Source organism: Ralstonia sp. SA306, from assembly GCF_054792405.1.
Genome location: NZ_CP096452.1, coordinates 140,465 through 153,206, shown reverse-complemented (window position 1 = coordinate 153,206; position 12,742 = coordinate 140,465). Strand labels below are relative to the sequence as shown.

Here is a 12,742-nt window from a genome sequence, read left to right as displayed (position 1 = left end):
CCGTCCAGTATCAATCTGGTGAATGTCGCGCATTCACCAGCCGACTGGCGTGCCTCCTCGGTGCCCGCTACCTTCAGCGCACACCTACAAAAAACTGAGGAGACACCATGCTGCCCCACCCTACAACCATCGACGTGCGAGCGTGGCTCGACGGCCAGCGCTTTTCCGCTTTCCAGTGGCGCGTTGTTGCGCTGTGCTTCTTCATTGTTGCCATTGACGGCTTCGACACCGCCTGCGTCGGCTTCATCGCGCCGGCGCTCGTGCAGGACTGGCACGTCACCCCCGGCGTGTTGGGCACCGTGTTCAGTGCCGGCCTGGCGGGGCTGATGGTTGGGGCCCTTGCCTTTGGCCCACTGGCCGACCGCATCGGGCGCAAACGCACGCTGCTGATCACGGTAGCGGCGTTTGGCGTTGCCACCGTGGCATCGGCGTTTGCACCAAACGTGAGCGCGCTGATCGCGTTGCGGTTCCTGACGGGCCTTGGCCTGGGCGGCGCCATGCCCAACGCCATCGCCCTCACGTCCGAGTACTGCCCGGAGCGCCGACGGTCCTTCCTCACCACGGTCATGTTCTGCGGCTTCACATTGGGCTCGGGCTTTGGCGGCATCGTTGCCGCGCAACTGGTGCCCGACTTTGGCTGGCGCAGCGTGCTGCTGTTTGGCGGCGTCGTGCCACTGGTGCTGGTGCCATTGATGGCCTTTGCGCTGCCGGAGTCGGTGCGCTACTTGGTGTCCAGTGGTGCCGACAACACCACGGTCGGCAAGCTGCTCAACCGCATTGCGCCATTGGCCGTCACGTCCGACACGCGCTTCGCGCTGCATGAGGCCAAGGCGCCGGGGTCGCCGGTGCGGCAGCTCTTCCTGCCGGCTTTCCGCACGGGCACGCTGCTGCTGTGGACGGTGTTCTTTATGAGCCTGCTGATCGTCTATCTGTTGACGAACTGGCTGCCGACGCTCATTCACGCGGGTGGCGTGTCGCTGGCGCTGGCGTCGCGCATTGCGGTGATGTACCAGGTGGGCGGCACCATTGGCGCGCTCATCATCGGACGGTTGATGGATCGGTACCCCGCGACGATCGTGCTGTGCGGCACCTACGGCCTGGGTGCCCTATTTCTTGCCCTGACAGGCGTGACGCAAGGCACGATGCTCGCCTTTGCCGTCACGGGTGTGGGCTTCTGCATCAGCGGCTCGCAAATCGGCGCGAACGCATTCGCGGCCCAGTTCTACCCCACCGCCAACCGTGTGACAGGGATCAGTTGGGCACTGGGCGTAGGCCGTCTCGGTTCGGTGTGCGGTGCACTGGTGGGCGGCGTATTGCTGACGGCAAACATCGGGTTCCAGCTGCTGTTCCTGATCGTGGCGGTGCCGGCAGCAATTGCGGCGGTGGCCATCTTCCTATGCGGCAGCCAGGCAAAACGTGGCGGCGCCGGGCAGGCATTGCCCATTGCCCCGGAAGGCACGTAAGCATTCGGCCTGTTGCGGGCGGATTACGGACCTCGAACAATGGAGTGTCACCGTTTGAGGTCGAAAATTTCGACCTCAGAGCGCGGCGTTCGACAGTCCGAGAGCCGAACGCCAGCCCCAACCCGCCGAGCGCAACGGTCCGAGGGCGGATTGCGAGCCTCGGAGCACGGAAGGGTCGAATGTTTCAGGGCGGAGCACGAGCCTCCAACAGTCGCGTTCGAGCCTTCGAGGCTGAAACGTCAGCCTCCGAACGCGGCAGCCGAGTGTTCGAGAGTGAGACACGCCACCCAGACGGTGGAGCTTGTCCATCAGAGCGCCATCGTCGAGCGATCGAGCCTGACGCTCGACCCTCGGAAGTTGGAGCATCAGTGTTCGAGCCTCAGTCCTGACGATCCCCAGTTGGAATTCGAATGTTCGACGGTGGAGCGATGCTCCAGCACTCGCAGGCAACGAGGCGGCACACCCTTGTGTCCTGCCTAGATAGCAAACATCTCGAACAGCAACTGCCGCAGCCATTGGTTGGCCGGCTCGCGGTGATTGCGCCCGTGCCACAGCACATTGATGGTGATATCCGGAATCTTGGCCGGGCAAGGCGCCGTGGCAAGGTCAAACGGTTTGAGCGTGCGCGTGGCATAGGCCTCGGGCACCACCGCAATCATGTCTGTCGACTGCAGGATGTGCCCCAGCGCCACGAAGTGCGGCACACGCAGGCTCACCCGCCGCGACATCCCTGCCCGCAGGATGGTTGAATCCACCATGCCGTGGCCCGTTCCCTCGGCCACGATCGACACGTGCTCGGCTTCCAGGAAGCTCTTCATCGTCATGCCGTTCCTGGCGAGCGGATGGCCCTTTCGGAAGAGGCACACATAGCGCTGCTTGAACAGCCTGCGCTGGAAGAACCCCGCCTTCAGGTCCGGCAGAAAACCAATGGCGAGATCCACACGGCCGGCCTCCATCTCATCGCGCAGCGTGTCGGCATGGTTGCGCACCGTGCTGATGGTGACCCCGGGTGCGTCCTTCTCCAGGCGGCGCATCAGACTGGGCAGGAAGTAGATCTCGCCGATGTCCGTCATCGCAATGGTGAAGGCGCGTGTGCTCGTCTTGGGGTCGAACTTGGTCGTGGCATTGAGCGAGTTGTAGATCGCCCCGAGCGCGTAGGCGATGGGCTCGGCAAGTGTCTCGGCAAAGGGCGTCGGCACCATACCTTTGGATGTGCGGATGAACAGCTCATCTCCAAACAACTTGCGCATGCGGTTCAGCGCATTGCTGATGGCGGGTTGCGAGATGCCCAGTGTTTCCGCCACGGCCGAGACACGACGCTGCCGAAGCAATTCATTGAAGACGACCAACAGGTTGAGGTCGATGTCCTGCAGTTCCACCGCGTGTCTCCTCTTGTTCTCGCATTATCACTGCGAGTGATATGAGACATCAGGTTGCTTCTATTTATGTATGTCGTCAAGCAGGCCATGATGCTTCCACACAGAAAAACGACTAGCCCGGAGACACGGCATGGACGTCACCGTCACCCCACTGCAGCGCATCGTCAGCGCGCGCTCGGGCGATAACCTGCTCGAAGTCCTTCGCACCAACGAAGTCCCTATCTCGTACAGCTGCATGGCCGGTCGCTGCGGAACGTGCCGCTGCCGTGTCGTATCCGGCAATGTGGCCGTCACGGGTGGTGCCGACATGAACAGCCCCTCGGCCTCGGGCCAGATCGTGCTGGCCTGCCAGACCACGCTGGTAGAAGACTGCGCAATCGAACTGCCGGAAGTGGACGAGGTGGTCGTGCACGCCGCCAGGATCGTCAAGTCGAAGGTCGCGTCCATCGAGGACATGACCCACGACATCAAGCGCATCCGTCTGGACCTCGCCAAGCCGCTCGATTACTCGCCCGGCCAGTACGCCACGCTGCAGTTCACGCCCAAGCATGTGCGGCCGTACTCGATGGCCGTGGCCAACGAAGGGAGCACGCTTGAGTTCCATGTACGTGTGGTGCCGGATGGCCGTGTCACTTCGTACATTGCCAGCGAACTCAAGGTGGGCGATGACGTGCGCGTGAGTGGCCCGCTGGGCACGGCGTATCTGCGCCGCCGGAATGCAGACCCGATCCTTTGCGTTGCGGGCGGCACCGGCCTCGCGCCCATTCTCTCCATCCTGCGCGGCATGGCCGATGCGCGCATGACCAACCCGGTACACGTGTACTTCGGCGTGCGCTCACCCATCGACGTGTACGGCACCCATTGGCTGGATGCGCTGCGCGAGCGCCTGCCGAACCTGCACACGCACGTCGTCATCACGACATCCAACACAGACCACCGCTACCGCTCGGGCGTCGTGACCGACGCAGTGGCGAGCGACTGGCAGAGCCTCACGGGCTGGCGCGCCTACCTGGCCGGCGCGCCCGTCATGGTGGACGCCGCGAGCCTGCTGTTGCGCCAGCGCGGCGTGCTGCCCGAACACATCTACGCGGATGCCTTCTACGCCGTTGGCGTCTGAAGCCGCACGCCCATTACAAGCCTCGGAGACACCCATGAAAGAGTCGACCCTCACGTTTTCCAGACCCGCCTGGAAAGACGATGGCTCCAGCCGGATTCCATTCCGCGCCTACACCGACGACGAGATCCACCAGCGCGAGCTGGAACGCCTGTTCTACAACGGGCACTGGTGCTACGTCGGCCTGGAAGCGGAGATACCCAACGCGGGCGATTTCAAGCGCACGGTGGTGGGCGAACGTTCGGTGATCGTCACACGCACGCAGGACAGCTCGATTGCCGTGGTGGAGAACGTCTGCGCGCACCGCGGCGTGCGCTTCTGCCGCGAGAGATCCGGCAACCGCAAAGACTTCACCTGCCCCTACCACCAGTGGAACTACGACCTGAAAGGCAACCTGATCGGCGTGCCCTTTCGGCGGGGCGTGAAGTCCGAAGGCAAGGTGCAGGGCGGCATGCCTGCCGATTTCGATCCGAAGGAACACGGCCTCACGCAACTCAACGTGGCCGTGCGCAACGGGGTCATCTTTGCCTCGTTCGACCACGACCTGCCGTCTTTGGAAGACTTTCTCGGGCCGACCATCCTTGGCTATTTCGACCGCGTGTTCGACGGTCGCAAGCTGAAGATCCTTGGCTACAACAAGCAGCGCATTCCGGGCAACTGGAAGCTGATGCAGGAGAACATCAAAGACCCGTATCACCCGGGGCTTCTGCACACGTGGTTCGTCACGTTCGGGCTCTGGCGGGCGGACAACAAATCCGAGCTGAAGATGGATGCGCTGCATCGCCACGCCGCGATGATTTCCACGCGCGGCACCGGCGGGAAAGGCGCCGTCACCAGCGGCGTCACCAGCTTCAAAGAGAAGATGACGCTGCACGACGACCGCTTTCTCGATGTTGTGCAGGAACCCTGGTGGGGCGGCCCGACGGCCGTGATGATGACCATCTTCCCGAGCGTGATCATCCAGCAGCAGGTCAATTCCGTGTCGACACGACACATCCAGCCCAACGGCCACGGCTCATTCGATTTCGTCTGGACCCACTTCGGCTTTGAAGACGACACCGAAGAGATGACGCAGCGCCGCCTGCGCCAGGCCAACCTGTTCGGGCCCGCCGGCTTTGTCTCGGCAGATGACGGCGAGGTCATCGAGTTCTCGCAGGAAGGCTTTGAGCAGAAGCCGGGCCACCGCACCGTGGCCGAACTCGGCGGCCGCGAAGTGGGCGACACCGACCACATGGTCACGGAAACGCTTATCCGCGGCATGTACGAATACTGGCGCAAGGTGATGGAGATCTGACATGGCTGACGTGACTGACACGCTCGATTTCTCGACCTACCAGCAACTGCTGGCCCTCTATACCCGTTACGCCGCCGCCGTGGACAACGCGGCGTGGGATCAATGGACCGACCTCTTCGTCGACGACTGCACCTACAAGGTCCAGCCGCGCGAAAACTACGAACGCGGCTTTCCGCTCGCCACGCTGTCGTTCGAAAGCAAGGGCATGTTGAAGGACCGCATCTACGGCATCACAGAGACGATCTTCCACGACCCGTACTACCAGCGCCATGTGGTTGGCCTGCCCGAGGTCACGCATGTGGAAGGCGACCGCATTGAAGCGCAGGCCAACTACGCAGTGTTCCGCACCAAGCCCGATGCGTTGTCGACGGTGTTCAACGTCGGCCGCTACATCGACATCATCGTCCGCACCGAAGCGGGATTGAAGCTGAAGTCGCGCACCTGCGTGTTCGACAGCGAAATGATCCCGAACTCGATCATCTATCCGATCTGAGGTCTGCCCATGAGCAATACATCAACCACCACCTGGCTCAAGCTCATCAGCGTTGACGACCTGCCGGACGACGACGTGATTGCCGTCAGTGCCGGCGACGCGGAGATCGCGGTGTACCGCGTTGCCGGTGAAGTCTTCGCCACCGACAACGTCTGCACGCACGGCCACGCGCGCCTGTGCGACGGTTTTCTCGACGGCTACGAGATCGAATGCCCGCTGCACCAGGGCAAGTTCGACGTGCGCTCGGGCAAGGCGATGTGCGAACCGCTCACGACCGACGTGCGCACGTTCCCGATCAAGATCGAAGACGGCCACGTCTTTGTCGAGCTGTAAGGGGATGGCCATGACATCAACCACGCTGCAGACCGAGCGCGGCGCGTACTACGCGCAACTCGATGGCAGGCAACTGGCGCCGCTGTGGGAATCGCTGCATTCGCTGGTGCCGCGCGAGCCCAAGCCGCGCATCGTGCCCGCCATCTGGAAGTACAACGAGGTGCGCCCGCTGGTCATGCAGGCCGGCGCCGTCATCAGCGCCGAAGAGGCCGTGCGCCGCGTTCTGATCCTGGAGAACCCGGGGCTGCCGGGCAAGGCCAGCGTGACGTCCACGCTGTACGCGGGGCTGCAATTGATCCTGCCGGGTGAGATCGCGCCGAGCCACCGGCATACGCAATCGGCGCTGCGCTTCATTGTCGAAGGCCGTGGCGCGTGGACGGCCGTCAACGGCGAACGCACCACGATGCACCCCGGCGATTTCATCATCACGCCTTCGTGGACGTGGCACGACCACGGCTGCCCGACGCTTGAGGATGGTGGCGAACCCGTCGTCTGGCTGGACGGCCTCGACATTCCACTGGTGCAGCAGTTCGACTGCGGCTTTGCCGAGAACTATCCGGAAGCGCAGCAACCCGTGATGCGCCCGGAAGGCGACAGCTACGCGCGCTTCGGCCACAACATGGTGCCGGTGCGCCATCGCGTGACCGACCCCACGTCACCGATCTTCAGCTACCCGTATGCGCGCTCGCTCGAAGCGCTCGACACGCTCTACCGCCACGGCGAACTGGACCCCTGGGACGGCGTGAAGCTGCGCTACGTGAATCCCGCCACCGGCGGCTGGCCGATGCCGACCATCGCCACCTTCATGCAGTTCCTGCCCAAGGGCTTTGCGGGCAAGACCTACCGCAGCACCGACGCCACCGTCTACAGCGTGGTGGAAGGCCGCGGCACGGCACGCATTGGCGACGCGCAATTCGAGTTCGAGCCGCGCGACGTGTTTGTCGCGCCGTCGTGGGCGCCGGTGCAGCTCAACGCATCGGAGGACGCGGTGCTGTTCAGCTATTCCGACCGGCCCGTGCTGTCCGCACTGAATCTGCTGCGCGAAGCGCGTACCTGACAAGAACCCACTCCATTGCTCTTGCGGTGTGCCAGACGGCACCGCCGCCGGGCCGATTCACGCCTGACCCTTGCGCTTTGACCGACCACACTGAGCCCACCATGACCTACGTCTTCACGCCCCCTGCCCTCACCACGGTGCCCGTTGCAGGCAGCAGCGACCAATTTGCCGTCCGCCGCGTCTATTGCGTCGGCCGCAACTACGCCGCCCACGCCCGCGAGATGGGCTACGACCCTGACCGCGAACCGCCGTTCTTCTTCTGCAAGCCCACCGACGCCATCGTGCCGGTGGCGGATGGTCAAACGCTTGAACTGCCGTATCCCTCGCAAACGCAGAACTACCACTATGAAGCCGAGCTGGTGGCCGTGATCGGCAAACCCGGCGCCGACATCTCCGTGGACACCGCGCTCGACCATGTGTGGGGCTACGCCGTCGGGCTCGACATGACCCGCCGCGATCTGCAGATGAAGATGCGTGAGATGGGCCGCCCGTGGGAAATCGGCAAGGCATTCGATGTGTCCGCACCGATGGGCCCCATCCATCCGGTCAGCAAGATCGGCCACCCGCAGCAAGCCGGCATCTGGCTGACCGTCAATGGCGAGACCAAACAGCGCAGCGACGTATCGCACCTGATCTGGTCGGTGGCGGAAACGGTGGCGTACCTGTCGCAGTTCTTCCGTCTGGAGCCGGGTGACGTGATCTTTACCGGCACGCCGGAAGGTGTCGGGGCCGTGAAGCCCGGCGACCGCATCGTCATGGGCGTGGATGGCCTGGGCGAGCTGAAAGCCTGCATCGTCTGAGCAGGCGCGCCATGCAGCTCTACAGCTTCTTCAATAGCTCGACGTCGTATCGGGTGCGCATTGCGCTGGCGCTCAAAGGGCTGCCTTACGAGACGCTGCCGGTGAACATCCGCACCGGCGAACATCGCGCGGCAGGCTATGTGGAGCACATCAACCCGTCGGCGGGCGTACCGGCGCTCATCGACGGCGAGATGCAATTGAGCCAGTCGCTCGCGATCATCGATTACCTCGATGCGCGCCACCCCGAGCCACGGCTCATTCCGCTCGAACCGTTGCAGCGGGCACGCGTGCTGGAACTGGCCAATGCCATCGCTTGCGACATCCACCCCATCAACAACCTGCGCGTGCTGCGCTATCTGCAAGACGTGCTGAAGGTCACGTCCGAGCAGAAAGACGCGTGGTATCGCCACTGGATCGACGAAGGCATGGCGACCGTCGAGCGTTTGCTTGCGCGATATGGCGCCGGCCCATGGTGCTTTGGCGATGCGCCGACGCTGGCCGACGTGGCCCTGGTGCCGCAGGTTGCCAACGCGCTGCGCATGGGCTGTTCGCTGGAGCGGTACGAGCACGCGATGACGATCTACCAACACGCCAGTGCGCATCCGGCCTTCAAGGCTGCCGCGCCGGCACAACAGCCCGATTTCATCGCTTGATTCGCCACCAAAACGCCTGATGCACCGATGGGTGCACATAGGGCATCCACGCAAAAAAACACAACGGAGGAGACCTCATGAACCTGCGCCACCTGGCGTTTCCCTTGCTGCTGGCAGCGCCCGCGCTTGCCGCCGCACAATCAGCAGCCCAGTCCGTGACGCTGTACGGCGTCATCGATACGGGCGTCGAATACGTCAACCGCATCGGCTCGACCGGCAATAGCGTCGTGCGCATGCCCAACCTGAGCGGCACCGTACCCTCGCGCTGGGGCCTGCGCGGCACCGAAGACCTGGGCGGCGGCGCCAAGGCGCTGTTCACCTTGGAATCGGGCTTCGCGCCCGACAGCGGCACGAGCAACCAGGGCGGCCGCCTGTTCGGTCGGCAGGCGTGGGTGGGCCTGTCCAACAACTGGGGGCAGATCAGCCTCGGCCGTCAGTACACGATGCTGTTCTGGGCCACGCTCGATACCGACCTGCTCGGCCCCAACGCGTACGGTTCCAGCTCGCTCGACACCTATCTGCCCAACGCCCGCGCCGACAACGCCGTTGCCTACAAGGGCAAGTTCGGCGGGCTCACGGTCGGTGCGACCTACAGCTTTGGCCGCGATGCCGTCAACGCCGGGCCCAGCCCGTCCGGCACCAACTGCGCAGGCGAAAACCCTGCCGACACGCGAGCCTGTCGCGAGTGGTCTGCGCTGCTGATGTACGAGACCGGCAAGTGGGGCGTTTCCGCTGCGTACGATTCCCAGCGCGGCGGGCCCGGCGCGTTTGCGGGGTTGACGTCAAGCTCGCTCAAGGATGAGCGTATGGCGTTGGGCGGCTATGCGCTGTTCGACCGCGCGAAGATCGGCCTGGGCTGGATCGGCCGCCGCAATGGCGCATCGGCCACGCCGCGCAGCGACCTCTTCTATGCGGGCGCCGCGTACGACCTGACACCGGCACTCACGCTCACGGGCGAGGTCTTCCACCTGCGGTTCCACAACAGCGCCAACAAGGCATGGCTGGGGGCGGTGCGCGCCAGCTACGCGTTCAGCAAGCACTCGTCGGTGTATGCCACGGTCGGCTATATCGACAACCGCGGCAGCCTGGCGCTGTCTGTAGACAGTGCCGCCACGGGCGCCGCACCCGCCGCCGGCGGAAACCAGCTCGGCACGATGATCGGCATCCGACACGTGTTCTGACCTGCCGTGAAAAAGGCCCGCCACTCTATGCGAGTGAGCGGGCCTTCAAATTTCAAAGCCAGAACGATGCCAGCTCAGCCGACGGCCGTAGCATCCAGCGCCTGCGTGAAATCCGCCAACAGATCGGCCTCATCTTCAATGCCGACCGACACGCGGACCAGCGAATCGGCAATGCCCATGGATGCGCGGCGCTCCGCGCCCATTTCCCAGTAGATGGTCGGCGCGACCGGAATCACCAGCGTGCGTGTGTCGCCCAGGTGCGTGGCGCGCACGGCGTAGCGCAGGTGGTCGAGCATGTCGACGTAGTCTGCACCGTCCACCAGTTCGAAGCTCAGCAGGCCGCCGTAGTGGCGGAACAGCTCGGTGGCGCGGGCATGCTCGGGGTGCTCCGGCAGGCCGGGGTAGTACACGCGTGCCACCTTCGGGTGCGCCGCCAGCGTGCGGGCCAGCGCTAGGGCGTTGCTGCAGGTGCGGTCAATGCGCAGCGCCATTGTTTCGGCCCCCACGGCAATGCGGTGCGCGGCATCGGCAATCAACGTCGCGCCCTGGTCACGCAGGCCCTTCTTGCGAATCTGCTGGATGCCCTGCATTTCCGGCTTGGCCTTGCGGTACGCCGGGTAGATGTTCGGATACGTCGTCCAGTCGAACAGGCCGGTATCGACCACCGCACCGCCCAGCGCGTTGCCGTGCCCGCCGATGTACTTGGACAGCGAATGCACCACCAGGCTCGCCTGCGCGTCGCGCGCGCGGAACAGCCACGGCGAGGTCATCGTGCCGTCGACCACGTAGATCAGGCCGCGTGCCTTGCACACGTCGCCAATGCCCTTCAGATCCGCCACCTGGGTGCGCGGGTTGGCAATGGTTTCCACGAAGACGAGGCGCGTATTCGGCTGCACAGCGTCGGCCACGGCCTGGGCAGACGTGGCATCGACGAACGTCACCTCCACGCCCAGGTTGCGCAGCGTCTCGAACACGCTGTTGGTGTTGCCGAACAGGAAGGCGCTGGAGACCACGTGGTCGCCCGCGCGCAGCATGGTCGAAAACACCGCCATGATGGCCGCCATGCCGGTGGCAAAGCACGCAGTGGCCACGCCGGCTTCCATCATCGTGATCTTGGCTTCCAGTGCGGCGGTGGTCGGGTTGCCCTGGCGCGCGTAGGTGTAGCCGGGCTTGCCCTGGAACACGTCGATCAGCTCGCGTGTATCGGCATAGCCGTACGTGGTTGACGTGTGCAGGGGCTTGTGGACGGCGTAGTGCTCGACGCCGGCTTCACGGTCGGCGTGCAGGAGGGCGGTGGTCAGTCCGGTCATGGCGGGGCGGCAGAAAGGCGGGGTAGGACAGGAAACAGCAGGAAAGTCCTGCATTATCGCGCGATTCCGGGGCCGCCTGGGCGCCAGAGCCCGGGCGGGCGTGGAACATGGCTTGCGTCGCACCTCGCGTTGCAAGACTGACCGAATTCCACGCCTGGTGACGAGCCCGTCTTCTGCACCGTCCCAGTTCGGGCCGCGCCTTCATGCAAGCCGGCAGACGGGCGGGCTGATCTGCGATGTGGAGCGCGGCACTACGGGCACGTCTTCCAGACGAATGTCGCCAATGCCGTGGAATACGACAGCTTTCATGATTGACCCCTTGTTGGGAAACGGGACACCGCGCCTGTTGCACGGTTGCGCCCAAGACACGCAACCCCGGTGCCGGCCGTTTCACGAACCGCGCACAGCCAGCACGAAGAACAGGAGCGTACTGGCGCACATGCTCAGCGTCGCCAGCCACGCCGTGCCATGCAGCAGGCGGGAGCTGCGGAACGGCCCCATCACGGCCTTGCGGCGCGACATCAACTGCAGCATCACCATGACAGGCGTGGCCGCCACACCATTGAGCACAGCCGCCCAGTACAGCAACTTGAACGGTTCGATAGGCAGAAACACCATCACCGTGGCCACCGCCATCACGAGCGCCAGGAACAGGTAGAACTTGGGCGCGCGGTGCACCTTCGCCTCCAGGCTGCTGTGCCACTGGAAGGCCTCGGCAGCGGCATAGGCAGCGGAGCCCGCCAGCACCGGCACCGCCAGCAGCCCCGTGCCGATCACGCCCACGGCAAACAATGTCTGCGCAAAGCGCCCGGCCACGGGCTTGAGCGCTTCAGCGGCCTGTGCGCAGGTCTCGATTTGCGTGACGCCGTGCGTGTGCAATGCGTAAGCGGCCGTCAACATGATGCAGAAGGCGATCAGCGCCGACACCACCATCCCGACCGTGGTGTCGATGCGGATGCGTGCGAGCTGATCCTTCGCCTGCCACGGCGCTTTCTTGAGCGGCGCTTCGTCTTCGGCCAGCCGTGTTTCCTCGACCTCGCCCGCAGCCTGCCAGACAAACAGATAGGGGCTGATGGTGGTGCCAAACACCGCCACCAGCGTCATTGCATAGTCTTTCGACCAATGCAGCCGGGGCACCACGGTGTCGTGCAGCGCGTGCACCCAGTCCACCTTCACGACAAATGCCGTCGCCACATATGCCAGCAGTGACAGCGCCGTCCATTGCAGATAGCGCGCATAGCGGCGGTACGGCATCCAGACTTGCAGCACGAGCGTGAAGACGGCAAACAGGCATGCATACCACGCTGTCGCCCCCCCCAGAAGCAGGCGCACGCTGTCGCCCATGGCCGCAATGTCGGCACCCACGTTGATGATGTTGGCAAGCGTCACCAGCGCCACAAATGCATAGGCAAGCCATGGCGACTGATGCCGCCGGATGTTGGCGACCACGCCCTGCCCGGACACGCGCCCCAAGCGGGCGCTGACGAGCTGGATGGAAATCATCAGGGGCAGCGTCAGCAACAGCGTCCACAGCATGCCGGTACCCATCTGCGCGCCGGCCTGCGCATAGGTGGCGATCCCGCTCGGATCGTCATCTGCGGCGCCGGTGATCAGGCCGGGCCCCAGCCGGCGGTACCACGGGGCGTCGTCTGCGGCAGGCACGTT

General features: G+C 64.4%; 12 protein-coding genes. 9 read left to right on the top strand and 3 right to left on the bottom strand.

The window, feature by feature from the left end; all coding sequences use genetic code 11:
• The first annotated feature begins 107 nt into the window (after positions 1–107).
• The gene (locus M1D44_RS17310) at positions 108–1,463 is read left to right on the top strand and encodes an MFS transporter (protein ID WP_316853498.1); all 1,356 of its coding nucleotides are present in this window, start codon (positions 108–110) and stop codon (positions 1,461–1,463) included.
• Positions 1,464–1,939: 476 nt separating this feature from the next.
• Here M1D44_RS17310 and M1D44_RS17305 read toward each other — a convergent pair whose 3' ends face one another.
• Positions 1,940–2,842 (bottom strand): LysR family transcriptional regulator, encoded by a 903-nt coding sequence (locus tag M1D44_RS17305; protein ID WP_260803474.1) that lies wholly within the window; start codon positions 2,840–2,842, stop codon positions 1,940–1,942.
• Between the two features lie 130 nt (positions 2,843–2,972).
• On the opposite strand from M1D44_RS17305, the gene M1D44_RS17300 reads away from it, so the two are divergent.
• From M1D44_RS17300 to M1D44_RS17265, 8 genes are all read left to right on the top strand, one after another.
• Positions 2,973–3,959, top strand: a complete 987-nt coding sequence (locus tag M1D44_RS17300) for a 2Fe-2S iron-sulfur cluster-binding protein (protein WP_316683561.1) — start codon at positions 2,973–2,975, stop codon at positions 3,957–3,959.
• A gap of 34 nt (positions 3,960–3,993) precedes the next feature.
• The gene (locus M1D44_RS17295) at positions 3,994–5,250 is read left to right on the top strand and encodes an aromatic ring-hydroxylating dioxygenase subunit alpha (RefSeq protein ID WP_316853497.1); all 1,257 of its coding nucleotides are present in this window, start codon (positions 3,994–3,996) and stop codon (positions 5,248–5,250) included.
• 1 nt (position 5,251) lies between these two features.
• Positions 5,252–5,743 (top strand): aromatic-ring-hydroxylating dioxygenase subunit beta, encoded by a 492-nt coding sequence (locus M1D44_RS17290; RefSeq protein ID WP_024977954.1) that lies wholly within the window; start codon positions 5,252–5,254, stop codon positions 5,741–5,743.
• Between the two features lie 9 nt (positions 5,744–5,752).
• Positions 5,753–6,076, top strand: coding sequence for a non-heme iron oxygenase ferredoxin subunit (locus M1D44_RS17285; protein WP_024977955.1), 324 nt, complete (start codon positions 5,753–5,755; stop codon positions 6,074–6,076).
• Between the two features lie 10 nt (positions 6,077–6,086).
• On the top strand, positions 6,087–7,133 hold the full coding sequence (gene gtdA / locus M1D44_RS17280; protein WP_316853496.1) for a gentisate 1,2-dioxygenase: 1,047 nt from the start codon (positions 6,087–6,089) through the stop codon (positions 7,131–7,133).
• Positions 7,134–7,234: 101 nt separating this feature from the next.
• Positions 7,235–7,933, top strand: coding sequence for a fumarylacetoacetate hydrolase family protein (locus tag M1D44_RS17275; RefSeq protein ID WP_316853495.1), 699 nt, complete (start codon positions 7,235–7,237; stop codon positions 7,931–7,933).
• A gap of 11 nt (positions 7,934–7,944) precedes the next feature.
• A complete protein-coding gene (gene maiA / locus M1D44_RS17270) occupies positions 7,945–8,586 on the top strand; it encodes a maleylacetoacetate isomerase (protein ID WP_316853494.1) in 642 nt (213 codons plus the stop codon).
• A 77-nt stretch (positions 8,587–8,663) separates the two neighbouring features.
• Complete coding sequence (locus M1D44_RS17265) at positions 8,664–9,767, top strand: porin (protein ID WP_316853493.1); 1,104 nt, start codon at positions 8,664–8,666, stop codon at positions 9,765–9,767.
• Positions 9,768–9,841: 74 nt separating this feature from the next.
• Here the strand turns inward: M1D44_RS17265 and M1D44_RS17260 are convergent, their stop codons facing one another.
• Both M1D44_RS17260 and M1D44_RS17255 read right to left on the bottom strand, forming a co-directional pair.
• Positions 9,842–11,077 (bottom strand): cystathionine gamma-synthase family protein, encoded by a 1,236-nt coding sequence (locus tag M1D44_RS17260; protein ID WP_112186878.1) that lies wholly within the window; start codon positions 11,075–11,077, stop codon positions 9,842–9,844.
• Positions 11,078–11,467: 390 nt separating this feature from the next.
• A complete protein-coding gene (locus tag M1D44_RS17255) occupies positions 11,468–12,739 on the bottom strand; it encodes an Nramp family divalent metal transporter (RefSeq protein WP_316853491.1) in 1,272 nt (423 codons plus the stop codon).
• Between the last annotated feature and the right edge of the window lie 3 nt (positions 12,740–12,742).

What these genes read in the sequence shown, in the direction of transcription:
- gtdA (WP_316853496.1), top strand. Translation starts at nt 6,087, where the DNA reads ATGACATCAACCACGCTGCAGACCGAGCGCGGCGCGTACTACGCGCAA.
- maiA (WP_316853494.1), top strand. Translation starts at nt 7,945, where the DNA reads ATGCAGCTCTACAGCTTCTTCAATAGCTCGACGTCGTATCGGGTGCGC.
- M1D44_RS17285 (WP_024977955.1), top strand. Translation starts at nt 5,753, where the DNA reads ATGAGCAATACATCAACCACCACCTGGCTCAAGCTCATCAGCGTTGAC.
- M1D44_RS17290 (WP_024977954.1), top strand. Translation starts at nt 5,252, where the DNA reads ATGGCTGACGTGACTGACACGCTCGATTTCTCGACCTACCAGCAACTG.
- M1D44_RS17295 (WP_316853497.1), top strand. Translation starts at nt 3,994, where the DNA reads ATGAAAGAGTCGACCCTCACGTTTTCCAGACCCGCCTGGAAAGACGAT.
- M1D44_RS17275 (WP_316853495.1), top strand. Translation starts at nt 7,235, where the DNA reads ATGACCTACGTCTTCACGCCCCCTGCCCTCACCACGGTGCCCGTTGCA.
- M1D44_RS17265 (WP_316853493.1), top strand. Translation starts at nt 8,664, where the DNA reads ATGAACCTGCGCCACCTGGCGTTTCCCTTGCTGCTGGCAGCGCCCGCG.
- M1D44_RS17300 (WP_316683561.1), top strand. Translation starts at nt 2,973, where the DNA reads ATGGACGTCACCGTCACCCCACTGCAGCGCATCGTCAGCGCGCGCTCG.
- M1D44_RS17310 (WP_316853498.1), top strand. Translation starts at nt 108, where the DNA reads ATGCTGCCCCACCCTACAACCATCGACGTGCGAGCGTGGCTCGACGGC.
- M1D44_RS17260 (WP_112186878.1), bottom strand. Translation starts at nt 11,077, where the DNA reads ATGACCGGACTGACCACCGCCCTCCTGCACGCCGACCGTGAAGCCGGC.